Annotated in this window: 18 protein-coding genes; 8 read left to right on the top strand and 10 right to left on the bottom strand. The window is 61.4% G+C overall.

The genetic code is table 11. From position 1 onward, the window contains the following. Positions 1 to 26 precede the first annotated feature (26 nt). Together PQR40_RS14050 and PQR40_RS14045 are read left to right on the top strand one after the other, a co-directional pair. Positions 27 to 779 carry an IclR family transcriptional regulator domain-containing protein gene (locus PQR40_RS14050; RefSeq protein ID WP_408241145.1) on the top strand — a complete coding sequence of 251 codons (753 nt, stop codon included), beginning with the start codon at positions 27 to 29 and terminating at the stop codon, positions 777 to 779. A gap of 226 nt (positions 780 to 1,005) precedes the next feature. After that, positions 1,006 to 1,218 (top strand): hypothetical protein, encoded by a 213-nt coding sequence (locus PQR40_RS14045; RefSeq protein ID WP_408241148.1) that lies wholly within the window; start codon positions 1,006 to 1,008, stop codon positions 1,216 to 1,218. A 155-nt stretch (positions 1,219 to 1,373) separates the two neighbouring features. On the opposite strand, the gene PQR40_RS14040 is transcribed toward PQR40_RS14045, so the two are convergent. Both PQR40_RS14040 and PQR40_RS14035 read right to left on the bottom strand, forming a co-directional pair. Next, a complete protein-coding gene (locus tag PQR40_RS14040; protein ID WP_408241151.1) occupies positions 1,374 to 1,652 on the bottom strand; it encodes a hypothetical protein in 279 nt (92 codons plus the stop codon). 125 nt (positions 1,653 to 1,777) lie between these two features. Further along, positions 1,778 to 2,533, bottom strand: a complete 756-nt coding sequence (locus tag PQR40_RS14035; protein WP_408509216.1) for a Mut7-C RNAse domain-containing protein — start codon at positions 2,531 to 2,533, stop codon at positions 1,778 to 1,780. A 94-nt stretch (positions 2,534 to 2,627) separates the two neighbouring features. On the opposite strand from PQR40_RS14035, the gene PQR40_RS14030 reads away from it, so the two are divergent. Both PQR40_RS14030 and PQR40_RS14025 read left to right on the top strand, forming a co-directional pair. Next, a complete protein-coding gene (locus PQR40_RS14030; RefSeq protein ID WP_408241157.1) occupies positions 2,628 to 3,497 on the top strand; it encodes an NAD(P)-dependent oxidoreductase in 870 nt (289 codons plus the stop codon). 82 nt (positions 3,498 to 3,579) lie between these two features. Further along, complete coding sequence (locus PQR40_RS14025) at positions 3,580 to 4,215, top strand: LysE family translocator (protein ID WP_408509215.1); 636 nt, start codon at positions 3,580 to 3,582, stop codon at positions 4,213 to 4,215. A 286-nt stretch (positions 4,216 to 4,501) separates the two neighbouring features. Here the strand turns inward: PQR40_RS14025 and PQR40_RS14020 are convergent, their stop codons facing one another. From PQR40_RS14020 to PQR40_RS14010, 3 genes are all read right to left on the bottom strand, one after another. Continuing rightward, a complete protein-coding gene (locus tag PQR40_RS14020) occupies positions 4,502 to 5,326 on the bottom strand; it encodes an OmpW/AlkL family protein (protein WP_408241163.1) in 825 nt (274 codons plus the stop codon). 172 nt (positions 5,327 to 5,498) lie between these two features. Then, positions 5,499 to 6,746: a DUF2957 domain-containing protein gene (locus PQR40_RS14015; protein WP_408509214.1), complete on the bottom strand. Its 1,248-nt coding sequence runs from the start codon at positions 6,744 to 6,746 to the stop codon at positions 5,499 to 5,501. Between the two features lie 107 nt (positions 6,747 to 6,853). Continuing rightward, positions 6,854 to 8,209, bottom strand: a complete 1,356-nt coding sequence (locus PQR40_RS14010) for a DUF2957 domain-containing protein (protein WP_408241169.1) — start codon at positions 8,207 to 8,209, stop codon at positions 6,854 to 6,856. Positions 8,210 to 8,275: 66 nt separating this feature from the next. On the opposite strand from PQR40_RS14010, the gene PQR40_RS14005 reads away from it, so the two are divergent. After that, positions 8,276 to 8,503 (top strand): hypothetical protein, encoded by a 228-nt coding sequence (locus PQR40_RS14005; RefSeq protein ID WP_408241172.1) that lies wholly within the window; start codon positions 8,276 to 8,278, stop codon positions 8,501 to 8,503. Positions 8,504 to 8,700: 197 nt separating this feature from the next. Here PQR40_RS14005 and argC read toward each other — a convergent pair whose 3' ends face one another. The 3 genes from argC to PQR40_RS13990 form a co-directional block, all read right to left on the bottom strand. Next, complete coding sequence (gene argC, locus PQR40_RS14000) at positions 8,701 to 9,648, bottom strand: N-acetyl-gamma-glutamyl-phosphate reductase (protein WP_408241175.1); 948 nt, start codon at positions 9,646 to 9,648, stop codon at positions 8,701 to 8,703. Between the two features lie 276 nt (positions 9,649 to 9,924). Continuing rightward, a complete protein-coding gene (locus PQR40_RS13995) occupies positions 9,925 to 10,497 on the bottom strand; it encodes a flavodoxin family protein (protein WP_408509213.1) in 573 nt (190 codons plus the stop codon). A gap of 268 nt (positions 10,498 to 10,765) precedes the next feature. Then, positions 10,766 to 11,368, bottom strand: a complete 603-nt coding sequence (locus PQR40_RS13990) for a YbhB/YbcL family Raf kinase inhibitor-like protein (protein WP_408509212.1) — start codon at positions 11,366 to 11,368, stop codon at positions 10,766 to 10,768. Positions 11,369 to 11,634: 266 nt separating this feature from the next. On the opposite strand from PQR40_RS13990, the gene PQR40_RS13985 reads away from it, so the two are divergent. Beyond that, positions 11,635 to 12,324: a response regulator gene (locus PQR40_RS13985; RefSeq protein WP_408241184.1), complete on the top strand. Its 690-nt coding sequence runs from the start codon at positions 11,635 to 11,637 to the stop codon at positions 12,322 to 12,324. A 113-nt stretch (positions 12,325 to 12,437) separates the two neighbouring features. Here the strand turns inward: PQR40_RS13985 and PQR40_RS13980 are convergent, their stop codons facing one another. Continuing rightward, positions 12,438 to 13,124 carry an orotate phosphoribosyltransferase gene (locus PQR40_RS13980; RefSeq protein WP_074281967.1) on the bottom strand — a complete coding sequence of 229 codons (687 nt, stop codon included), beginning with the start codon at positions 13,122 to 13,124 and terminating at the stop codon, positions 12,438 to 12,440. Positions 13,125 to 13,513: 389 nt separating this feature from the next. Between PQR40_RS13980 and PQR40_RS13975 the strand changes: the two genes are divergently transcribed. Both PQR40_RS13975 and PQR40_RS13970 read left to right on the top strand, forming a co-directional pair. After that, positions 13,514 to 14,746, top strand: a complete 1,233-nt coding sequence (locus PQR40_RS13975) for an MFS transporter (RefSeq protein ID WP_408241187.1) — start codon at positions 13,514 to 13,516, stop codon at positions 14,744 to 14,746. Between the two features lie 303 nt (positions 14,747 to 15,049). Further along, positions 15,050 to 17,332 carry an NADP-dependent malic enzyme gene (locus PQR40_RS13970; protein WP_408340573.1) on the top strand — a complete coding sequence of 761 codons (2,283 nt, stop codon included), beginning with the start codon at positions 15,050 to 15,052 and terminating at the stop codon, positions 17,330 to 17,332. 612 nt (positions 17,333 to 17,944) lie between these two features. On the opposite strand, the gene PQR40_RS13965 is transcribed toward PQR40_RS13970, so the two are convergent. Continuing rightward, on the bottom strand, positions 17,945 to 21,544 hold the full coding sequence (locus PQR40_RS13965) for an indolepyruvate ferredoxin oxidoreductase family protein (RefSeq protein ID WP_408509211.1): 3,600 nt from the start codon (positions 21,542 to 21,544) through the stop codon (positions 17,945 to 17,947). Between the last annotated feature and the right edge of the window lie 223 nt (positions 21,545 to 21,767).

Raw genomic sequence — 21,767 nt, 5'->3', positions numbered from 1 at the left:
GGCCGACCGACTTTCAGGCAGACGCAATGGACGAGAAAGACTGGATCGCCGGCGCCGCGAAGGCACTGGCGATCATCGAAGCATTCGACGAAGAGCACGCGCGCATGACACCGACCATGGTGGCCGCCCGCGCCGGGCTCTCGCGTACGGCGGCGCGCCGCTATTTGCTGACGCTACGCGAACTCGGCTACGTGGATACCGACGGCAAGCTGTTCTGGCTCGCGCCGCGGGTATTGCGGCTCGGTCAATCGTATCTGGATTCAGCGCGCTTGCCGCGCACCGTGCAGCCGTTTCTTCAGCGCATCACCGCGACCGTGCAGGAAACCGCGCTGGTCGCGATTCTCGACGAACACGACGTGGTCTACGTCGCGCGCAACGGCGTCAACCGGGCGATGGCGGTCGGTTTCGTGCTCGGCTCGCGGGCGAGCGCGCCGTTGTCGTCCGCGGGTTTGATCCTGTTGGCTTTCCAGGCGCCGGAAAGCATCGAACAGTGGCTGGGGTCCTATCCGATCAAAGTATTCACGCCGCATACGTATTCGACCGTCGAGCGCCTGCGCGAGGTGCTGGGCGAAATTCGCCGCGATGGGTATGTTGTCACCGATCAGCAACTGGAATTGGGCATGCGCGGTGTCGCGGTGCCGTTGCGCGACCGGCATGGCTCAGTCGTGGCGGCGATCAGTGTGAGCATGCCGATCGGGCAGGAATCGGCGAATGCCGCGTTGCATCGGGTGCTGCCAACCCTTCAGGAAACCGCCAGTTTGCTGCGAAACCTGATCTGAAAGCGGAACTAGGTAATTTCCCTGATACGGTGTGCTTAGTAAACGAAAGCATATCGAAAGCAAGCTGTCTCCCGGAAAATACATATCGAGTTTTGGGCATGACAAACCGCCTACGCTGCGTAATACTCTCCCGCGGGGAGCGGTAAGGCGCCTCAAGCCCTGTCTGCTTCACCGTGCAGCTATTTCATTCACATTGACTCAGTCGTCCAGGTTTGGGGAACAACACATGAAAAAACTTATCGTCTCGCTCGCAGCCGCTTCGATCGCGCTGGTCTCCGTTCAAGCTTTCGCACAGGCATCGGACGCAGCAGCGCCGGCCGCTGCAGCTAGCACGCCGAAGAAGCACCACATCAAGAAGCTGAAGACGCACGGTAAGCGCGCTCCGGTTTCGTCGGCTGCTTCGGCTGCTGGCACGAACGACAAGGGCACGGCAAACTAAGCTCACGCTTGGGTTTTGTCGGGCGAACCCTGCCGGTTCTCTTCTGCGCGCTGCTAGTCGGCGAGTGCAGCGCAGTTCCGGTTAAACGTCGCCAGCAAAAAGGCCAGAGCTTCTGCTCTGGCCTTTTTGTATTGTGCGGCGGGTTTGAGCGGCGTTTAGCCAGCGAGGCCGCGCTTGACGACCTCGTTCAGCAATCCGGTCATGCCTTCCGGATGCGTGGCAGCGCGCTCTTTCAGTTCAGTGACCAGGTCGCCATTCAGCTTGCAGGCGAACGCGACAAGGCCTTGTGCCTGGTCTAGCTTGCGCTGTTCGCGGCGATCGAGCTTCGGATCGGCGGCAGCGGCTTTGCCAAAGCGGTCGGCGGTCGACAGTTTCATTGCGTTGTTCAGCTTGAGTGCCTTGTTCTTTTCAATGTCGGTTTTTTTCATCGCCATACGGAAGGCCTCTGCCAGATAAGTAATCCCGCATTGTACGCGTCGGGTAAGCGGCGGCGATTCCGCATCCGAGCGGCGTTGGTGCGGTGCTCAGGCCGCGCGGAGTCTGAGCCATCGAGCGGTGCTCAAACGGGCCGTTCCGGCGCCCCAGCCACGCTGTCCATCAGCGCACGCATTCGTTGCCAGTGCGTGCCTTCCCAGAACACGCGCCGGCACACGTCGCAGGTGACGAACTGGTTATGCCGTTCCAGCACGCCGTCGGGCGCCCGATCCCCGACTTCATCTTTGGCGATACGCCGCAGCGGCGCATTGCACATCAGACACAAACGGAATGGCTGCGCGCTGCCGGCCAGGTCGAGCCGTTCAAACACTTCGCGCAATTGCTCGCGTGGCCGCAGCGTGCGCACGTAGCAGCCATGTGTGATGGCGCTGCGTTTCAATAGCTCACGGTCGCGTGTCAATACGATGCGCTGTTGTGCGGCGGCGAGGGCTTCGATATCGGCGTCGGGATAGTGGTTGTCGTAGAGCGTATCGAAGCCGGCCAGCCGTAGCAGCGGGGCGAGACCGCCCAGGTGCGCATCGGCAATGAAACGCACCACGCGCAGCGGATGTTCGCGCACGCGCAATAGCGGTTGGACGTCGAGCGCTTCAAACTTCGGATAAACGGCGATGCGATCGCCGTCGGACAGCAGATGATTGAAACCGACCGACTCGCCGTTCACCAGAATCAGTTCGACCTCGGTATGTGGCACGCCGAGCACTTCGATCATATGTTTCGCGGTGGCGCCGCGCGCGCAGGCGTAACTGAACGCACGCCGACGCAGGGGCCGGGCGAGAAAATCGTTCAGCTCCTCATAGAAGCGGAATGTCGCGGTGACCATCACAGCAGTATCGCACCGGGTTTAATTGCGCGCTGTCCTGCACTTGTCGCATGGGTGTGCTTTACTTCCAGTTCTTTAGAAGACGGAGCGACAGATGGACATCGGTTTTATCGGTCTCGGCGAGATGGGCGCCGCGATGGTTGCAAACATTTTGAAAGCCGGGCATCAGGTGCGCGTGTGGAACCGCTCGCCCGAACGCGCGCAGCCGCTCGCCGAGGCAGGTGCGCGGATTGTCGCGACGCCGGCTGAAGCGTTTGCGGGCGACGCCGTGTTCTCAATGCTCGCCGACGATGCCGCGCTGCGCGAAGTCATCACCGCGTCGTTGCTGGAACATGCCCCGCGCGGCTTGATCCACGTGAACATGGCGACGATCTCGGTGGCGTTGGCCGAGGAGCTGGCGACGGCGCATGCCTCGCGGGGCGTCCATTACGTTGCCGCGCCGGTGTTGGGGCGGCCAGACGTCGCGGCGGCGGGCAAGCTGACGATCGTGGCGGGCGGCCCGGCCGAGTCGATCGACCGCGTGCAGCCGATTTTCGACGCCATCGGCCAGAAAACCTGGCGCATCGGTTCGCTGCCGCAGCAGGCGAACGTGATGAAGCTTGCGGCTAACTTCATGTTGGGCGCGGCCGTTGAGACGCTCGGCGAGGCTGCCACGCTCGTGACCGGCCACGGTCTCGCGATGCAGGATTTCCTCGACGTCATCACGAGCGGCCTGTTCCCGGGTCCGGTCTATTCGGGCTACGGCAAGATGATCGCGGAGCAGCGCTACGAGCCTGCGCTGTTCAAGGCGCGCCTCGGATTGAAGGACTTGCGTCTTGCACTGGCGGCCGCCGATGCGGTCAACACACCGTTGCCGATCGCGAGCGTGGTGCGCGACAGCCTGCTCGAAGCCGTGGCGCATGGCGACGGCGAGAAAGACTTCGCGGTGCTGGGGCAGGTGGCGGCGCGGCGGGCAGGGCGCTGAGCAGGAGCGGGTGCTTGCGGGTGCGCGCTTAAAAGTACGGGCGGGCATAATAGCCGCCCGATCCCTTTCTGCGTCGATCTCAATGAGTCTGCATACCTGGTGGCTGTTCGCCGCCACTGTTTTCGTCGTTTCCGCGATTCCCGGTCCGAACATGCTGCTGGTAATGACGCATGGCGCCCAGCATGGGCTGCGCCGTTCCAGTGCGACCATGGCCGGCTGCCTGTCGGCGCTGGTGTTGATGCTGGCGGTGTCGGCGGCGGGCCTCGGCGTCTTTCTTGACGCCTGGCCGGCGATGTTCAACGCACTGCGGATGATCGGCGCGGCTTACCTCGTCTATCTGGGCATCAAGGCGTGGCGGGCGCCGGCTGACGAAGGCGCTGCCGGCGCAGTCGACGAACTCGCCGCAAAGCCCGCACGCTCGCGCTTCGCACTGTTTCGTAACGGTTTCCTGGTGGCGGGCAGCAATCCGAAAGCGATCTTGTTCGCCGCAGCGTTGCTGCCACAGTTCATCGACGCCGCGCAGCCCAAGCTGCCGCAGTTCGGTGTGCTCGTCGCGACTTTCGCGGTTATCGAGGTGAGCTGGTACCTGGTGTATGCGGGTTTCGGCACGCGGATTGGCGCGCGGTTGAAGAGTCGCAGCGTCGCCAGGATGTTCAATCGTCTGACAGGCGGCGTGTTCGTCGGCTTCGGCGCGATGATGGCGCTGGTGCGCCATTAGGCGAACGGCGGGCTCGCCGCACGAGCCAGCCACCGCCGCCCACAAAGCGTTGCAAGGATCGTTGCGCCGATACAACGCTGAGGGTCAACCCTAATTTGAATGTTGCGACGCACCAAACCATTTGCTATAGTTCGTCTTGTCTCCTCCATGTCTCCTCTGATATGGATTCAGCCCGTCCAATTAGGCGGGCTTTTTTTTGCCCTGAATTTCCAGCCTTCTCCAGAAAAGACAAAGCCGGCTGGCCCCCTATGCGGGGCCGCCGGCCTTGTCGCATCCGCGCCTGAACTCAGAACTTATACGAGACAGCCAGGAACGAAATGATCGGATCGGCTTTCAGCTCCGCCTTCGAGACACCCAGTTCCGTGCCGTCCGCGGCCTTGATGATGACCGAGGAGGTGGTCTTCAGCGGAATGTACGTGACCGATGCGACGAGACCCCAGTGGTCGGTGAGGGCGTACGTGAGACCCGCATTGAACACCGGCTGCCAGGACGACGACGCTTTCGCTGACACCTGCGTCTGCCCGGGCTTGCCTGCGCCCGCGGCCAGCACTGCACCGAGATTGTTCTGCGTCGACTGTACGAAGTTCTGGCTCAACTGGACGTCGGAGAACCAGTTGTACGACACACCTATGCCGACGAACGGCCTGAATTTCGCGGTAGGCGCGTTGAAGTAGTACTGGAATAGCAGCGCCGGGCTCCACTGGCGCACGCTTTTTACGATCGGGTTGGCCTGCGGATCGCCCAGATCCTGCTGACCGAGTGCGCCTGCCGGTCCTGGCGGCTTGATAATGCCGTGCCCGTATATCTTGAATACCGGTGGCACGCCTGCGACCGTCGTCACCGCGATGTGATCGGTGAGGTAATGGCTGATTGTGAGACCAACGGTATTGGCGCTATTGGTCGACAACCCCGTACCGGATGAGGTGAACGAGCTTGGCAGACGCAGCGGCGTATTGATCGGGGTCGGCGCGACATTGGTGGTCAGCGGCGAGCTCGAATCCTGCGGCATGATGTGGAACCAGCCGAGCACGGCGACGTTGTCGCCCGCGTGTTGTGCGTGCGCACTGGCTGACAGGCAGGCGGCCAGTATCGCGAAGTAGATTTTTTTCATGTTGTTCCTCCTGAGGCGCGCGTTGCGTTGATCGCGCGCGGCGAGCGACGGCGGGTTGGCTGCCCGGCCGGTGCGCTGGATACCCGGTGGACGCCGGCTGCTGCGCTATGACTGTGCGCAGCAGCCGGGACGCGAACGCCTCGTTGCGTGTCGGCGGCGCGTGCTGCGTCCATTACTGGACGAAGGCGCCGATCGTGAAGTACGGCGAGGCCGCGTTGGTCAGATCGAGGTAGCCGAACACGCCACCTGTGAAGATCATCTTTCCAGTCGGCGTGGTACCCGTGGATGCACCCACTTGCGTCGTCGTCACCACACCCGGCACGGCTTGCGTGAAGTCCAGATTCAGCGCCGTCGCGAGCGATGCCTGCGATGCGTGGAACGGATCCAGCAGCGTGGCCTGCGTGCCTTCGAGTGCGGTGGTGCGATAGTCGAACTGGCTATCCACGCCAATGTACTCACCGTTTTGCGAGTTCACCGCGATCGAAGTTTGCGGCGACAGAATCGAGATGCCCGATTCATCGTCAGCATACGGTCCGAGTTCGCCATTCACCGGCGTCGTCACCGAGGAGTTCGCCGCGCCGGTTCGCACCAGGATCGGCACCAACTGGTTGCGCAGCTTGCCGACGATCATGTAGCCGCGAGCCTTGGGCGTCGTGGCGAGCGTCGGTTTGGCCTGGCCCAGGAACTTGTCGGTTTCGAACGCGCCGCTGCCGTCAGCCGACGATACGAAGTTCGTACCCGGCTGTTCGCACTTGCCCGCGTTGACACCGGAGTTGTCACACTCGCTCCACGTGCCGTCGGCATTGATCGTGATCTTCGAATCGACCGCGACCGGTGCGAAGTTCTGCGACGGAACCTGGTGATAGCCGAGCTGGTTGTAGGTGCCGGCCACGTTCGCGAGATTCGTTTCAATCGACGAGAAGCCGATGAACGGGTAGTACGGGAACGTGGTATCAGGCACTGCGCCCACGCCGAGAATCCCCGCGAAGGAGATTTCCGCCCCCGGAATCGTGCCGCCCGCCACGCCTTCGCCGACAAAAATCCGCGCCGGACGATTCGGGTCGAGGCTCGCGCCGTTCAGGCGGTAGGCGCACTGGTTGAGCTTGTTGGTCGGCAGCAGCGTTTCCTGGGTCAGCGTGCCGTTTGCGCTCTGACCGGCGCGCGTCGGCGCAACGGTGCCGACGGTCGCCGGAATCGGCGATTCGATGTAGCTGATTTGCCAGGTCATCTTGGTCGTGTCCATCTGCAGCTTGACCAGTTCGCCGTCACCGCCGCCGCCCGTGAACACCGTGCCGTAGTCGAGCGACGCAGGACACAGGCGAACTTCCGTCACCGGTCCATCGCCGTTGCCGCCACCACCACCGCACGCCCCCAGCAACGGTGCTGCAAGAGCGAGCACCGAAAGGATTCTCCATTTCATACCGCCTCCAGAATTTTCTCGTTGTGTGTGGCCGGCTCCCAGTCCGGCCACCTTTTGCTATTTATGTCTCGTACTGCGAACTGCCGGTCCTTCGTTCTCTTCGTTCGTTACTTGCTGATCTGTGCGCCGATGCCGAAGTAGGGGGTGCTTGGCGTGTCTGAATTTGCCGACGTCGACGTAATGCCGCTGTTCTCCGTGCCCTGGATTGCGATGGCGTAGAGGCCGCCGGATGCAATCGCAAAGCCGGTCTTGCCGTTGGTGTCCTGCACGCCGACCAGACCGGGGCTCGGCAGCCCGTAGCCCAGACCGAAGCCGCTTTCCGCCGACGATGTGCTCGGATTGATGAACGTGCCGACCGCGCCCTGGATCAACGTTGCGGTGTACTTGAAGTTCGAGTCAGCACCGACGTAGCCGCCGTCAAAGCCACCGGATGCAAGCGGTGTGGCCGCCGCGAGCATCGCGATGCCGGATTCGTCGTCGACTGACAATGCTGAGAGGTTGACGTTGCCGGTGCGGACCACGAGCGGCACCGTCGCGCCGTTGATCTGACCGATGATCATGTGAGCCTTGCCGGATTGGTCGGTGCGAAACGGCGCGGGGCTGCCGCCATTGACGATCTGCGGTGGTTTCGCGCTGTCGAAATAGCCGTTGCTGTTCAGGGTGAGTGCGCCACCGGTGCTCAGACAGCCGCTAGAACTCGATGAAGTGCAATTGCCGCTTGCGTCGAAAGTCTCCACCGAATTGGTTGCGACGGTCTCGTAGTTGGCAGTCGGTGAAAGGTGGTAGAGCAGACCGTTGTAGGTGCCAACCAGCTTGGTGATGTCGGTCGTTGTGCTGGCGAAGCCGAGGAACGGGTAGAAGTCGAAATGCCGGTTGGGTACAGCGCCCAGGCCCAGGATTCCGGCGAATTGCACCGTCGCGCCCGGGATCCCACCACCGGCCACGCCCAAGCCGACGAGGATCATCGGCGGATTCGGATTGTTGACGAAGTCGGGTGTCGTATAAGGCTGACCGTCACCAACGCCGGTGCCGGTACCTGCACCGAGAATGAAGGCGCAGCGGATTTGTTCGGCGGTGGGCAGTGCGCCGGTCGGCGGGTGGATCACGGCGCCCGTGATCTGCGTACCCGCGCGCGTCGGCGAAACTTGGCCTGTGCGCAACGGAATCGGCGACTCAAGCCACTTCAGCGAGTACGTCATCGCGGTAGCGTCGATGTTCAACTGCACGATTTCGCCACTACCCGCACCACCGAGATACGTCGCTTTAACGATGTCGGCGGTAGCAGGACATAGCGCGGCCGCGCCTGCGCCCGAAGCCGGCGCACCTTGCGCGCCGCAGCTCGAGCCTGAGCACTGCGGCGAATTGATCGGGCCGGGATTATCGGCCTTGCCGCCGCCGCAAGCGATGAGGAATGGGGTCGTGGCGATGGCCATGGCCAGACCTCGAATAATGGCGTGCGACATGCTGCTGTCTCCCTTCATGTAATTGTGCGAACTAATTTCGCTGCGCGCTTAATGCCTGTCAATTGAATGAGCCGTCTAAAAAGACCGATTCAAACGGAGAAATTTTTGCCGGACGCGCGCGGTGTGGGGCTTGGCAGCCCTTTTAAACAAAAAAGGATTTTTGAGTTCGACAGCGGCACCGTTGCTTCGCCGCACACCCTTGTCAGGCAAGCGTTGCAGCAAAATGGCTCTATCATCTTCGAACGGTCGTTCGAAAAAAAGTCCGTAATTTCCCTATGCGGAAAACTATGCTGAGCGGGTCAATTTCAGGAATGAGTTACCGGCGGTTGATGAGCAGTCCGATTTTTCTTTTCAAAGTAATGCGGGCTACTACTGATTAACTGCGAAAGAGAAAATTCGGATGGCGGCCTTTTAAAACAAAAAAGCCGATCTTTGCAGACCGGCTTTCTGGCAGATTGACAGTGAATTGCCCTCTGTAACTCGATACGTGCTCAGCGTTTCAAGCCGGTTTCTTCGGCGGTGCCGATTGCGAGGTTCATGCACTGGATTGCTGCGCCCGATGCGCCCTTGCCCAGGTTATCGAGGCGCGCGACGGTCACGAAGCGCTCTTCGTTGCCGAACACGAACAGGTCGACACGGTTGGTGTCGTTGTTCGCTTGTACGTCGAAGAAGCCGCTGTCGAGATTCGCATCTGCGTCGAACGGCGCAACGTGCACGAAGGCCTCGCCTGCGTAGTATTCGGAGAACAGTGCCTGCACGTCTTGCGGCGTGGCCTTCTTGGCCAACTGGTTCGGCGAGAAGAAGGTGGTGACCGCGAGACCCTTGTAGAAATCGCCAACGATCGGCGTGAACACCGGCGCCGACTTCAGGCCCGTGTGCGCTGCCATTTCCGGCAGATGCTTGTGCGTGAGGCCGAGCGCGTACGGGCGTGGACTCTTGAGCTTGTCGTTGCCGCCGGCTTCGTAGTCGGCGATCATTTTCTTGCCGCCACCGCTGTAACCGGTGATCGAGTACGCGTGCGCGGCGAATTCCGGCGCCACGACGCCTGCTTCGACGAGCGGACGCATGGCCAGCACGAAGGCCGACGCATGGCAGCCCGGCACGGCGATGCGTTTTGCGGTGCGCAGACGCTCGCGTTGCGAGCGGGCCAGCTCGGGCAGGCCATAGGCCCAGTCGGCGGATGTGCGGAAAGCTGTGCTGGCATCGATCAGTACGGTGCGGTCGTTTTCGACCAGCGAGGCCGACTCGCGCGAGGCGACGTCCGGCAGGCACAGGAACGTGACGTCCGATGTGTTGATGAGACGGCGGCGCTCTTCGAGGTCCTTGCGTTTCGCTTCTTCGATACGCAGGATCTCGACGTCGGCGCGTTGCGACAGGTATTCGAAAATCTTCAGGCCGGTCGTGCCTTCCTGTCCGTCGACAAAAACTTTCGTGCTCATCTCGATCTCACTGGCTTGCTGGAAACGGGGCGCGACACCGCGCCGGAACGCTATTTTAAGACCTGATCGCGGCGGGCGTGCAAAACGAGGTGAAAAAACGACGATGCGCGCCGAAAGTGACATCGGCGTGACCGGTTACGGGATAGATGCAAGCCGATGCAAGTGGGTTCCGGGCAGATCGGCGGCGCTTGCCCGAGGCCGCGCCGCGCGCTGTGAAGAGCGCGGCATCCGTCTCGAGCGCACACGGTTTCATGACGCAAGCCTTCGGACAATGCGTTATCGAGCCGTCGCGTTCCACCGCGCCGTCACGCCGGCGATGCGCGCGCCGAACATCCGAGCCGTTTCCAGATCGCCCGCGGGCGGCGCTTCTTCCGGCGATGCATCCGCCGGGGACTGCGCCAGCAGGCCGGTAAAGCCGCCCACATAGTTCAAGTCGTTGCGGGTCGCCGCTTTGGTGTTCGACGGCATCATGCCGGTGCCTGCCCAGATCATGCTGTGTTGCATCGCGAGTGTGACGAAGTACTGGATCGTCGAGAACTTGTCGCCGTTCATGGTCGCCGAGTTGGTGAAGCCGGCCGCGATCTTGTCTTTCCACGTCTGGCCGAACCAGGGTTTCGAACTCGCGTCGGCGAATTTCTTGAAGTCGGCGGACGGGCCTCCCATGTAGGTTGGTGCGCCGAAAATGATGGCGTCGGCGGCCGCCAGTTCTGCCCACGCCGCGTCGTCGATTTCGCCGACCGGCATGAGTTTGGCGTCCGCGCCGGCCTCGAGCGTGCCGGCCAGCACGGCCTCGGCGACTTTCTTCGTGTGGCCGTAGCCGCTGTGATAAACGATGACGATCTTCGACATGGCAATCTCCGGCAAGATGAAAAAGCAGGGGGTAAACAAGGCAAACATGCGCGCATGTAGCGACGCGACATCGGTAAGCATCGCTCACGCCGCTCCGTTGCACATTAGCGTACGTGGATGACAGAAATTCCGCAGCGGTGGCAATGTGAAGTACGCCGTGCGTCAATTGGCGCGTCGAGCCGGCGCGCGGCACGCGGCACACGGCGCGGTATCAGTCGCGCTTCAGCTCGCAGCCGATGCTGTTCGAAGTCTGAGTCGACGGGCGCCGCTACCGTCCGTAGTTGACCACTATTCGAGCACTGTCGAGCGTGGCAGTGCCGATCTCGTGATCGAACATGAGCGCCGGGCGTCCCTGCGCGAGGCGCAGGTCTGCGGTGTTCAGCGCATAAACGGTGATGACGTAGCGATGGGGTTTGCCGGGTGGCGGGCAGGGGCCGCCGTAGCCCTCGGTATCGAAGTCGTTGCGAGCTTCGACTGCGCCGAGTTTCTTCAGGAAACCCGAAGAGCTGGCGTCCTCCGGCAAACTGTTGACGGTGGCCGGAATTGCCGCAACGGCCCAGTGCCACCAACCGCGGCCAGGCGCATCCGGATCGAACACCGTGACCGCGAAGCTGCGCGTGCCGGCCGGCGCATCGTGCCACGTCAACTGTGGCGAGCGATTGCCGCCTTTGCAGTCGTCCTGATTGAAAACCTGAGCCGCATCTACGGTGCCGCCCGCATGGACGCTGGCGCTGGTCAGCGTGAACGGACCCTCCGCGAATGCGTAAGTGCCATGCGTCGCCAATAGCGCGAGACCAAGCATGGCGCAGGTGAAAGACGGCATACGGCGGAACGGCGAAGCAAGCGAAACAACCAGGCAACGCGAGCGCATGTGCCGGTTCTCCTGTCAGGGCGCGAGGCGGTTGTCCTCGCGAGGATTATTGTCCCTATTTTGTGCCCCAACGTCGAATCAAGTCTAACATTAGGTTTTCGACGGATCATTGTGGCCAGCCAGCAGGCTGGGCGGACGTGAAATCGGCTATAGTCGGAGGAATTGTCCGCGCGAATACAGACCGCGTACCCAATCAGTTCAAGTACCAAGAATAGAAAGGCATGTCAGAAGTTTTGGAGAGTGGTTTATCTGTCGAGGGGAGGGCAATGCAAGATCCAGTCAGGGTCGTGGTCGCCGACGACCATCCGGTGATTCTGTTCGGTGCCGAACAAGCTTTGCTCAAGTTTCCAGGTCTGCAAGTCGTCGCGCGTGCGCGACAGTCAACCGAACTGGTCAAGGTGCTGCAGACCATTGCGTGCGACGTGCTCGTGACGGATCTGGCGATGCCAGGCGGCCAATACGGCGACGGTTTGCCGCTGATCGGCTATCTGCGCCGCAATTTCCCCGACCTTCCCATCGTTGTGCTGACGATGCTGGAGAACGCTGCGTTGCTCAAACGGCTGAGCGAACTCGGGGTGACCTCGGTCGTTAACAAGTCGGACGATCTGAGCCATATTGGGCTTGCGGTGCAGCACGTCAGTCGCAACCTGGAATACATGAGCCCGTCCGTCAAGGCGTCGCTCGATACGCTGCGCATGAATGCCGGCGGAAAGAACGAAGAAGTGATGCTGTCGCGGCGCGAGCTCGAGGTTGTGCGCCTGTTCGTGTCGGGCATGACGATCAAGGAGATCTCGGAGCAGCTCAATCGCAGCATCAAGACGATCAGTACGCAGAAGAATACGGCGATGCGCAAGCTCGGCATCGATCGCGATTCCGAGTTGTTCCAGTACGCGCAGAGCAACGGTTTGCTGAATCTGTCGTCGCATTCGGTTGGCGATTCCGGCAGCACACCCTAGCCGCAGCGGTACCGCGGTCGCAGTTTCGTCCGGCCGGACGTGTTCAACAAAAAAGGCCGCCTGTCTGATCGACAGGCGGCCTTTTTTATGCCAACCGCGTTGAGCGGTTGTGTTTATTGCGGCGTTGCGTTGGCGCCGCCGTGTGCCGCGGACCATTCGGCCGGCGCGTGCAGGAATTTTTCCACTTCATCGAGCGTCTTGGTGTCGAAGTAGTTGTTCGCCTTGGCAACGCGCAACACGTCCCACCACGTGGCAAGCGCGTGCAGATCGACGTCGATGTCTTTCAGCACCGACACGCTTTCCTTGAAGATGTTGTAGTGGAACAGCACGAAGCAGTGGTTCACCGTCGCGCCGGCGGTGCGCAGCGCGTTGATGAAGTTGATCTTGCTGCGGCTGTCCGTGGTCAGATCCTCGACCAGCAGCACGCGTTGCCCTTCGGTCAGCAGACCTTCGATCTGCGCGTTACGGCCGAAACCCTTCGGCTTCTTGCGCACGTATTGCATCGGCACCATCAGGCGATCGGAGAGCCATGCCGCGAACGGGATGCCGGCGGTTTCGCCACCGGCCACCGCGTCGATCTGCTCATAGCCGACGTCGCGCAGGATGGTGGCTTCGGCCATTTCCATCAGGCCACGGCGCACGCGCGGATACGAGATCAGCTTGCGGCAGTCGATATAAACCGGGCTCGCCCAGCCGGACGTGAAAATGTACGGTTTCTCCGCGTTGAAGTGCACTGCTTGCACTTCCAGCAGCATCTTGGCGGTGGTGTCGGAGATCGTCTGGCGATCGAAGCCTGTCATGGGCGGATCCTTGGGTGTGAGCGAGGAGAAGCGGGCGCGGGGCCCGGTGGCGCAGCAAGCCGGGTATGCCGCGCCATGATGGGCGGAATACGTAGCCGGTCAGTGGAGTGCAGGCCGGTTTTTGCTGCGCGCGTAGGCCGACATTTTACCCGAAATGGGCCCTCCCGAGGGGGCCGTCGTGCGTGCCGGCGGCGAATGACGGTCATAACGGCTGCGCTGAACGGGGCTTGCGAGGTTCGTCGGACGCTGCGTTGTTGCTGCTTCCGGGGCTGTTTTGGGGCCCGCTTTTTGGCTTGCTTGTGAGTCGCCTGGCGCGCCTTTACACTCACGCGAATTTCTTGAGGCGGCCTTGCATGATTGCCGCCTTCGTGTATTACGGAATACTTTCAATGACTCCCGCTTCTTCCACCACCGAAACCCGTGAACCCGCCAGAAGCGGCTATGCCGGCCGTGCACTGATCGCTTCCGTGCTTGGTTATGCGATGGACGGCTTCGATCTGCTGATCCTCGGCTTCATGCTGCCGGTGATTGCCATGGATCTGCATCTGAGCTCCGCGCAGGCAGGCTCGCTTGTCACGTGGACGCTGATTGGCGCTGTCGCTGGCGGCCTGATTTTCGGCGTATTGAGCGACTATTTCGGCCGCGTGCGGATGCTGACGTGGACGATTCTGATCTTCGCCGTCTTCACCGGACTGTGCGCGCTGGCGCAGGGTTATACGGACCTGCTGGTCTATCGGACCATTGCAGGCATTGGTCTCGGCGGCGAGTTCGGCATCGGCATGACGCTGGTGGCTGAGGCGTGGCCGGCGGCGCAGCGGGCGCGCGTGTCGTCCTATGTCGGGCTGGGATGGCAACTTGGCGTGCTCGCGGCCGCGTTGCTGACGCCGCTGCTGCTACCGGTGATCGGCTGGCGCGGCATGTTTGCGCTTGGATTGCTGCCCGCCGTTGTGTCGTTTTTCGTGCGGCGTCGCGTCGAGGAGCCGGCGCTTTTCACCGAGCGTGTCGCACGCGGGATGCGCAAGCTGCCGCTCAAATTGCTGGTGGCCGATGGACGCACCGCGCGCGCCAGCATCGGTGTCGCGATTCTCTGTTCAGTCCAGAACTTCGGCTATTACGGTCTGATGATCTGGCTTCCGAGCTATTTGTCGAAGACGTTCGGCTATTCGCTGACCAGGTCCGGCGTGTGGACCGCCGCGACGGTTCTCGGCATGGCGTGCGGCATCTGGCTGTTCGGCATGGCCGCCGACCGTTTCGGCCGCAGGCCGACGTTCCTGTTCTATCAGGTGGGCGCAGTGGTGATGGTATTCGTCTACGCCCATCTGACAACGCCGATGACGCTGCTGATCGGCGGCGCAGCCATGGGCGTGTTCGTCAACGGGATGATCGGCGGCTATGGCGCGCTGATCTCCGAGCTTTATCCGACCGATGCGCGCGCCACTGCGCAGAACGTGCTGTTCAACGTCGGCCGGGCGGTCGGTGGTTTCGGACCGGTGGTCGTGGGCGCATTGGCCGCACGGTATTCGTTCGGCGCCGCGCTCGCTTTGCTCGCGTCGATCTATCTGCTCGACATCTTCGCGACGCTCTTTCTGATCCCCGAAAGACGCGGCGTCGAGCTCGAATGACGCGCTCGTGACACGCGCGCGGCAGTGAGCGAAACGGCTGTTCGATGCGGCGTTGCAGCATTGCCCGCCGCTGTTTCGCCGATGGTGAGCCGTGTTAACCGCTCAGTGCATCGACACGTTCGGGGTGTACACTAACCGACCCGCGTAGCACTCCGCACCGTCTTGCCTTCCGCCGAGGTTCGACGCTGCGCCCAACCGGCGCATGCGAAAACCGCCGCAGTCGATTATCCATTCGATAGACGAGAAGCGCCGCCTACGGTGCAGTGTGCCGGGCCCGATTACTTACGTCTCGCAGGCCAAAAAATGGACGAACAACTTAAGCAAAGCGCTCTCGCATACCACCAGTTTCCGAAACCCGGCAAGATTTCGGTCACTCCCACCAAGCCACTGTCGAACCAGCTCGACTTGTCGCTCGCCTACTCGCCGGGCGTTGCCGCGGCCTGTATGGCGATCTACGAAGACCCGCTCGACGCGCAGAAGTACACCTCGCGCGGCAACCTCGTCGGTGTGATCACGAACGGTACGGCCGTGCTCGGTCTCGGCAATATCGGCCCGCTCGCTGCGAAGCCGGTGATGGAAGGCAAGGGTTGCCTGTTCAAGAAGTTCGCCGGCATCGACGTGTTCGACATCGAACTGAGCGAATCCGACCCGGACAAGCTGGTTGAAGCGATCGCGATGCTCGAGCCCACGCTGGGCGGCATCAACCTTGAAGACATCAAGGCGCCTGAGTGCTTCTACATCGAGAAGAAGCTACGCGAGCGCATGAAGATTCCGGTCTTCCACGACGATCAGCATGGCACGGCGATCATCGCCTCGGCGGCGATCCTGAACGGTCTGAAGGTGGTCGGTAAAAAGCTCGACGAAGTGAAGCTGGTGTGTTCGGGCGCGGGCGCTGCGGCAATCGCGTGTCTGGATCTGCTGGTGAACCTCGGCTTGTCGAAAAAGAACGTGCTGGTCACGGACTCGAAGGGCGTGATCTACGAAGGTCGCGGCAACCTGGATCCGTCGAAGGAACGTTACGCGGCGAACACCGAAGCACGCACGCTGGCTGATGCGATCCGCGGCGCCGATGTGTTCCTCGGCTGCTCGAGCGCCGGCGTGCTGAAGCCGGAAATGGTCGTCGAAATGGGCACGCAGCCGCTGATTCTGGCGCTGGCGAATCCGGAGCCGGAAATCCGCCCGGAAGAAGCGAAGAAGGTGCGCCCGGACTGCATTATCGCGACGGGCCGTTCGGACTACCCGAACCAGGTCAACAACGTGCTGTGCTTCCCGTTCATCTTCCGCGGCGCGCTGGATGTCGGCGCAACTACGATCACGGAAGAAATGAAGCTCGCGTGCGTGCGCGCGATTGCGGAACTGGCAGAAGAAACCGACCAGGGCGATGAAGTCGCCAAGGCGTACGAAGGCCACTCGCTCGAATTCGGCCCGGAATACCTGATTCCGAAGCCGTTTGATCCGCGCCTGATCATCAAGATCGCGCCGGCTGTCGCGCAAGCCGCGATGGACTCGGGCGTCGCGACCCGTCCGATCAAGGATATGGACGCGTACCGCGAAGAACTCGGCACAACCGTGTACCGAACCGGCATGGTGATGCGTCCGGTGTTCGCTGCCGCGAAATCGGAACCGGCGCGCATCGTGTTCGCCGAAGGTGAAGACGAGCGCGTGCTGCGCGCCGCGCAATTCGTGCTGCTGGAAAAGATCGCCAAGCCGATTCTGGTCGGCCGTCCGTCGGTGATCGAGATGCGTCTGAAGAAGATGGGCTCGAAGCTGAAGTGCGGTGAAGACTTCGAAGTCGTCGATCCGGAAGACGATCCGCGCTATCAGCAATGCTGGCAGGCGTACCACGAACTCGGCGCGCGCGAAGGTGTGACGCCGGACGTCGCGAAGGCCGCGATGCGCAAGTTCAACACGCTGATCGGTGCGATCCTCGTGCGCCTCGGCGAGGCCGACGGCATGATCTGCGGGATGATTGGCCAGTACCACACGCATCTGAAGTTCATCGAGCAGGTGCTGGGCAAGGCGGATAACGTGCAGAACTTCGCTGCAATGAACCTGCTGATGCTGCCGGGCCGCAATCTGTTCATCTGCGATACGTACGTGAACGAAACGCCGACCGCCGAACAACTTGCCGATATGACGATGCTGGCTTCGCGCGAAATCGAAAAGTTCGGCATCACGCCGAAGGTTGCGTTGCTGTCGAACTCGAACTTTGGCAGCGCGCCGTCTTCGTCGTCGCAACGTATGGCCGCGGCTCGCAAGTTGATCGCCGAGCGTGCGCCTTCGCTCGAGATCGACGGTGAGATGCATGGCGACGCGGCGTTGTCTGAAGCGGTCCGCAAGGCTGCGTTCCCGGGCACGACGCTGACCGGCGAAGCCAATCTGCTGATCATGCCGAACGTGGAAGCGGCAAACATCACGTACAACCTGCTGAAGATGATTGGCGGCGAAGGCGTGACGGTTGGTCCGTTCCTGCTGGGCGCTGAGAAACCGGTTCACATTCTGACGCCGGCTGCGACCGTACGACGGATCATCAACATGACGGCGGTGGCTTCGGCAAACGCACGCAAGCGGGTGAACGCGCAGTAACGCGGATGAGTTGATGGTTGAAGCGCCGCAGCATTGCGGCACTTGTGGGAAGCCAGGAGAACGCCACGGAAGTTGATTCCGTGGCGTTTTTTTATGTGTGCGTTCTTATTCTGCAGGCCGGTGGTCCGAGAGATTCTTATCGAGCAATGCGATCTTTAGGAATGCTCCTATTCGATTCGCTGTGACACTTTTGTAAAGTTACTTCTGAAGCGCGGCACAACGCGATGGCAACGGAACAGTCGGCTGGTCAATCCTTGCATCGCGCCGGGCGCCGCGCTTCTGCTGGTGTTGGGAAGTTCGCAGTGGTAGTAGCAGTAGTTCTGATGGTGAAGACAGTAGTACCAATGGGTTGCCGTACCGATAGTAAGTGTGTGTTGTTGTAGTTGAAGTAGCAGTTGGCAGTTGAAGTAGTAGTTCGTAGTTGTAGTCGCTGTTTGGTAGTTGTTTGTTTTTGGTTGGTTGGTTGTTGTTGTGTTGTTGTTGGAAGGAGCAGTACCGTCTGTTCTTTGTACACACGTATCACGTATCGAAGCAGGCAAAAAAAGGCGACTGTCCGTGAGGACAGCCGCCTTTTCCATTTCAGACCAATGCAGACCGGTCAAGCTGGCGAGATCACGCTGCGTGTTGCGTCTTTCCCGTTTCCGGCGAGCGCCAGCGCGTCAGCAAGTCGTTCCACTTGACCCGCACGCCCTTCAGATTATTTTCCTTCACGTGTCCGTAACCGCGGATGCCGTCTGGCAGATTCGCCAGTTCAACGGCCAGCTCACGCTTCTGCACAGTCAGGCCGCCGATCAGTTCGTGCACCAGCGCCTCGTATTCGACGATCAGCGCACGCTCCGTGCGACGCTCCTCCGTCTTGCCGAACACGTCGAGCGCTGTCCCGCGCAGGAACTTGAGTTTGGCGAGTACGTGCATGGCGCTGAACACCCAGGGTCCGTACTTCTTCTTCACCAGATGACCTTGTGCGTCTTTCTTCGAGAATGTCGGCGGCGCGAGGTGAATGTGCAGCTTCCAGTCGCCTTCGAAATTCGCCTTCAGTTTTTCGATGAACGCAGGGTCGCTGTAGAGCCGGGCGACTTCGTATTCGTCCTTGTAAGCCATCAGCTTGTGCAGATTCTTCGCGACCGCCTCGGTCAACGGCAACTGGCCGTCGATCGAATCCAGCGCCGATTCCGCCACACGCACTTGCGACACCACGGCGCGATAGCGATCGGCGTACGCGTCGTTTTGCCACGCCGCAAGGTAGTCGGCACGCTTGTCGATCAGCGTGTCGAGCGCCTTGGGCGTGTGCAGCGAGATGATCTTGCTGCTCGCCGTTTCCGCCGCGGCACCGCGTCCTTGCGACTGCGCGAGGTTACGTACCGCAGCCAGATCATGCGCAGCACGGCGCCCCCATTCGAATGCAGCACGATTCTTCTCGATCTGCACGTTGTTCAGCTCGATCGCACGCATCAGCGATTGATAGGTCAGCGGCACCCAGCCGCGCTGCCATGCGTAGCCGAGCACGAACGGATTCGTATAGATCGCATCGCCGAGCAGCGCGACGGCGAAGTGATTCGCGTCGACCATATCGACGCCGTCGTCGCCCGCACCGGCACGTACGTCCGCTTCAGTGCTGCTGCCCGGGAAGCGCCAGTTCGGGTTCTTGATGAGTTCGGCGGTCGGCGTGTGCGCGCTATTGAGCACGACACGGGTACGGCCTACCTGCATCCGCGAGACGCATTCGTCGCTGGCGGTGACGATCGCGTCGCAGCCGATCACGAGACTTGCTTCGCCCATTGCGATGCGGGTCGCGTGAATGTCGGCCGGGTTCTGGGCGATCTGCACATGGCTCATCACAGCGCCGCCCTTTTGCGCGAGGCCGGTGACGTCGAGTACCGTGACGCCCTTGTTTTCCAGGTGCGCGGCCATCCCGAGCAAGGCACCGATCGTCACGACACCTGTGCCGCCGACGCCCGTCACCAGCACGCCATAAGGGCGCGCGATCGACGGTAGTTCGGGTTCCGGCACCGGTGGCATTGCGTCACCGACGATGCCCGAAGCCGCCTTCGGCTTGCGCAACTGACCTCCTTCGACGGATACGAAGCTCGGGCAGAATCCGTTCACGCACGAGAAGTCTTTGTTGCAGGTGGACTGATTGATCTGGCGTTTGGTGCCGTACTCGGTATCGAGCGGTTCCACGGACAGGCAATTCGACTTCACCGAGCAATCGCCGCAGCCTTCGCAAACCGCTTCGTTGATCACCACACGCCGCGCCGGATCCGGATACGTGCCGCGCTTCCTGCGACGGCGCTTCTCGGTCGCACAGGTCTGGTCATAGATCAGAATCGTGGTGCCGGCAATCTCGCGAAGCTGACGCTGAACTTCGTCGAGCTTGTCACGATGGTGAATGTCGATGCCGGGCGCGAGGCCGACGTTGGCGGCGTACTTTTCCGGTTCGTCAGTGACGATCACGATCTTCGTCGCGCCTTCGGCAGCGAGTTGATGCGTGATCTGCGGCACGGTCAGCACGCCGTCGACCGGCTGGCCGCCCGTCATCGCGACCGCGTCGTTATAGAGAATCTTGTAGGTGATATTCGCCTTCGACGCGATCGCCGCGCGAATCGCGAGCAGGCCCGAGTGGAAGTAGGTGCCATCACCGAGATTGGCAAACACGTGTTTGTCATTGGTGAACGGCGCCTGGCCGATCCACGCCACACCTTCGCCGCCCATCTGGCTGAAGGTGCTGGTGCTGCGGTCCATCCACACGGTCATGTAATGACAGCCGATACCGGCCATCGCGCGCGAACCTTCCGGCACGTTCGTCGACGTGTTGTGCGGACAGCCTGAGCAGAACCATGGCTTGCGCTCGGCTTCGACGCGCGGACGCGCCAAGGCCTTTTCCTTTGCTTCGATCACGGCGATGCGCGAAGCAATGCGCGCACGCACATCGGACGGCAGATCGAACTTGTCGAGACGCGTGGCAATTGCCTTGGCGATGATCGCCGGCGAGAGTTCGTAGTGGGCCGGCAGCAGCCAGTTGCCCATCGGCACCGACCATTCGCCACCCGCGCCGTCCTTTTCATCGAACTTGCCGAACACACGCGGACGCTGTGCGTCCGGCCAGTTGTACAGTTCTTCCTTGATCGCGTATTCGAGAATCTGGCGCTTTTCTTCGACCACCAGAATTTCCTCGAGACCGCGCGCGAAGGCTTGTGCACCCTGTGCTTCGAGCGGCCATACACATCCGACCTTGTAGAGACGGACGCCAATGCGCGAACAGGTTTCGTCGTCGAGACCGAGATCGGTCAGCGCCTGGCGCACGTCGAGATATGCTTTGCCGCCGGTCATGATGCCGAAACGTGCATGCGGCGAATCGATTTCGACGCGATCCAGTTTGTTCGCGCGCACGTAGGCGAGCGCCGCGTACCACTTGTAATCGAGCAGGCGCGCTTCCTGCACCAGCGGCGGATCAGGCCAGCGAATATTCAAGCCGCCTTCCGGCATTGCGAAATCGTCCGGCAGAATGATTTTCGTGCGGTGCGGATCGATATCGACTGAAGCCGACGATTCGACCACGTCAGTCACGCACTTCATCGCAACCCACAAACCGGAATAACGGCTCATCGCCCAGCCGTGCAGGCCGAAGTCCAGATATTCCTGCACGTTCGACGGAAACAGCACCGGCAGGCCACATGCCTTGAAGATATGTTCTGACTGGTGCGCGAGGGTTGATGATTTTGCCGCGTGGTCGTCGCCGGCGAGTACGAGAACACCGCCGTGTTGCGCCGAGCCGGCCGAATTACCGTGCTTGAAGACGTCACCGGAACGGTCGACGCCTGGGCCCTTGCCGTACCACATCGAGAACACGCCATCGTATTTGGCGCTCGGGTACAGGTTGACCTGCTGTGAACCCCATACGGCGGTCGCCGCAAGGTCTTCGTTGACGCCGGGCTGGAACACGACCTGGTGCGATGCGAGATGCTGCTTCGCCTTCCACAAGGATTGGTCGAGCCCGCCGAGTGGCGAACCGCGATAACCGGAGATGAAGCCGGCGGTATTGAGCCCGGCGGCCCGGTCACGTTCCTGCTGCAGCATGGGCAGTCGGACCAGCGCCTGGATGCCGCTCATGTACGCGCGGCCGCGTTCGAGGGTGTATTTGTCGTCGAGCGTGACGGAAGATAGCGCGGCTTCGAGCGAAGCTCGCTGACCTGCGTCTAGCGGGGCATTCATTATGTGTACTCCTCCACCTAGTTTGGGATCACCAAAACTTTTTTTGGGCCGTGGCATCTTGTGAATGCTTGGGGCCGGGGTCGCCATATTGACGGGTTTTAAGTGATGGTAGCACTGGTGAAAACCCGCCGCAGCACACCTAAAATGCTGCTTTGCAGCGTAATTTCCTTGATGCGCTTAGCGCTATTTTCAGAACTGCCGTGGCACTGTAACAAGCTGTAAA

The organism is Paraburkholderia sediminicola (assembly GCF_046026855.1).
Taxonomy (GTDB): Bacteria; Pseudomonadota; Gammaproteobacteria; order Burkholderiales; family Burkholderiaceae; genus Paraburkholderia; species Paraburkholderia sediminicola_A.
This window is presented reverse-complemented; position numbering and strand designations above follow the sequence as displayed.

What these genes read in the sequence shown, in the direction of transcription:
- PQR40_RS14005 (WP_408241172.1), top strand. Translation starts at nt 8,276, where the DNA reads ATGAGCCGTCTAAAAAGACCGATTCAAACGGAGAAATTTTTGCCGGAC.
- PQR40_RS14030 (WP_408241157.1), top strand. Translation starts at nt 2,628, where the DNA reads ATGGACATCGGTTTTATCGGTCTCGGCGAGATGGGCGCCGCGATGGTT.
- PQR40_RS14020 (WP_408241163.1), bottom strand. Translation starts at nt 5,326, where the DNA reads ATGAAAAAAATCTACTTCGCGATACTGGCCGCCTGCCTGTCAGCCAGT.
- PQR40_RS14025 (WP_408509215.1), top strand. Translation starts at nt 3,580, where the DNA reads ATGAGTCTGCATACCTGGTGGCTGTTCGCCGCCACTGTTTTCGTCGTT.
- PQR40_RS13985 (WP_408241184.1), top strand. Translation starts at nt 11,635, where the DNA reads ATGCAAGATCCAGTCAGGGTCGTGGTCGCCGACGACCATCCGGTGATT.
- PQR40_RS14040 (WP_408241151.1), bottom strand. Translation starts at nt 1,652, where the DNA reads ATGGCGATGAAAAAAACCGACATTGAAAAGAACAAGGCACTCAAGCTG.
- PQR40_RS14015 (WP_408509214.1), bottom strand. Translation starts at nt 6,746, where the DNA reads ATGAAATGGAGAATCCTTTCGGTGCTCGCTCTTGCAGCACCGTTGCTG.
- PQR40_RS13980 (WP_074281967.1), bottom strand. Translation starts at nt 13,124, where the DNA reads ATGACAGGCTTCGATCGCCAGACGATCTCCGACACCACCGCCAAGATG.
- PQR40_RS14010 (WP_408241169.1), bottom strand. Translation starts at nt 8,209, where the DNA reads ATGTCGCACGCCATTATTCGAGGTCTGGCCATGGCCATCGCCACGACC.
- PQR40_RS13970 (WP_408340573.1), top strand. Translation starts at nt 15,050, where the DNA reads ATGGACGAACAACTTAAGCAAAGCGCTCTCGCATACCACCAGTTTCCG.
- PQR40_RS13995 (WP_408509213.1), bottom strand. Translation starts at nt 10,497, where the DNA reads ATGTCGAAGATCGTCATCGTTTATCACAGCGGCTACGGCCACACGAAG.
- PQR40_RS13975 (WP_408241187.1), top strand. Translation starts at nt 13,514, where the DNA reads ATGACTCCCGCTTCTTCCACCACCGAAACCCGTGAACCCGCCAGAAGC.
- PQR40_RS14045 (WP_408241148.1), top strand. Translation starts at nt 1,006, where the DNA reads ATGAAAAAACTTATCGTCTCGCTCGCAGCCGCTTCGATCGCGCTGGTC.
- PQR40_RS13965 (WP_408509211.1), bottom strand. Translation starts at nt 21,544, where the DNA reads ATGAATGCCCCGCTAGACGCAGGTCAGCGAGCTTCGCTCGAAGCCGCG.
- argC (WP_408241175.1), bottom strand. Translation starts at nt 9,648, where the DNA reads ATGAGCACGAAAGTTTTTGTCGACGGACAGGAAGGCACGACCGGCCTG.
- PQR40_RS14035 (WP_408509216.1), bottom strand. Translation starts at nt 2,533, where the DNA reads ATGGTCACCGCGACATTCCGCTTCTATGAGGAGCTGAACGATTTTCTC.
- PQR40_RS14050 (WP_408241145.1), top strand. Translation starts at nt 27, where the DNA reads ATGGACGAGAAAGACTGGATCGCCGGCGCCGCGAAGGCACTGGCGATC.
- PQR40_RS13990 (WP_408509212.1), bottom strand. Translation starts at nt 11,368, where the DNA reads ATGCGCTCGCGTTGCCTGGTTGTTTCGCTTGCTTCGCCGTTCCGCCGT.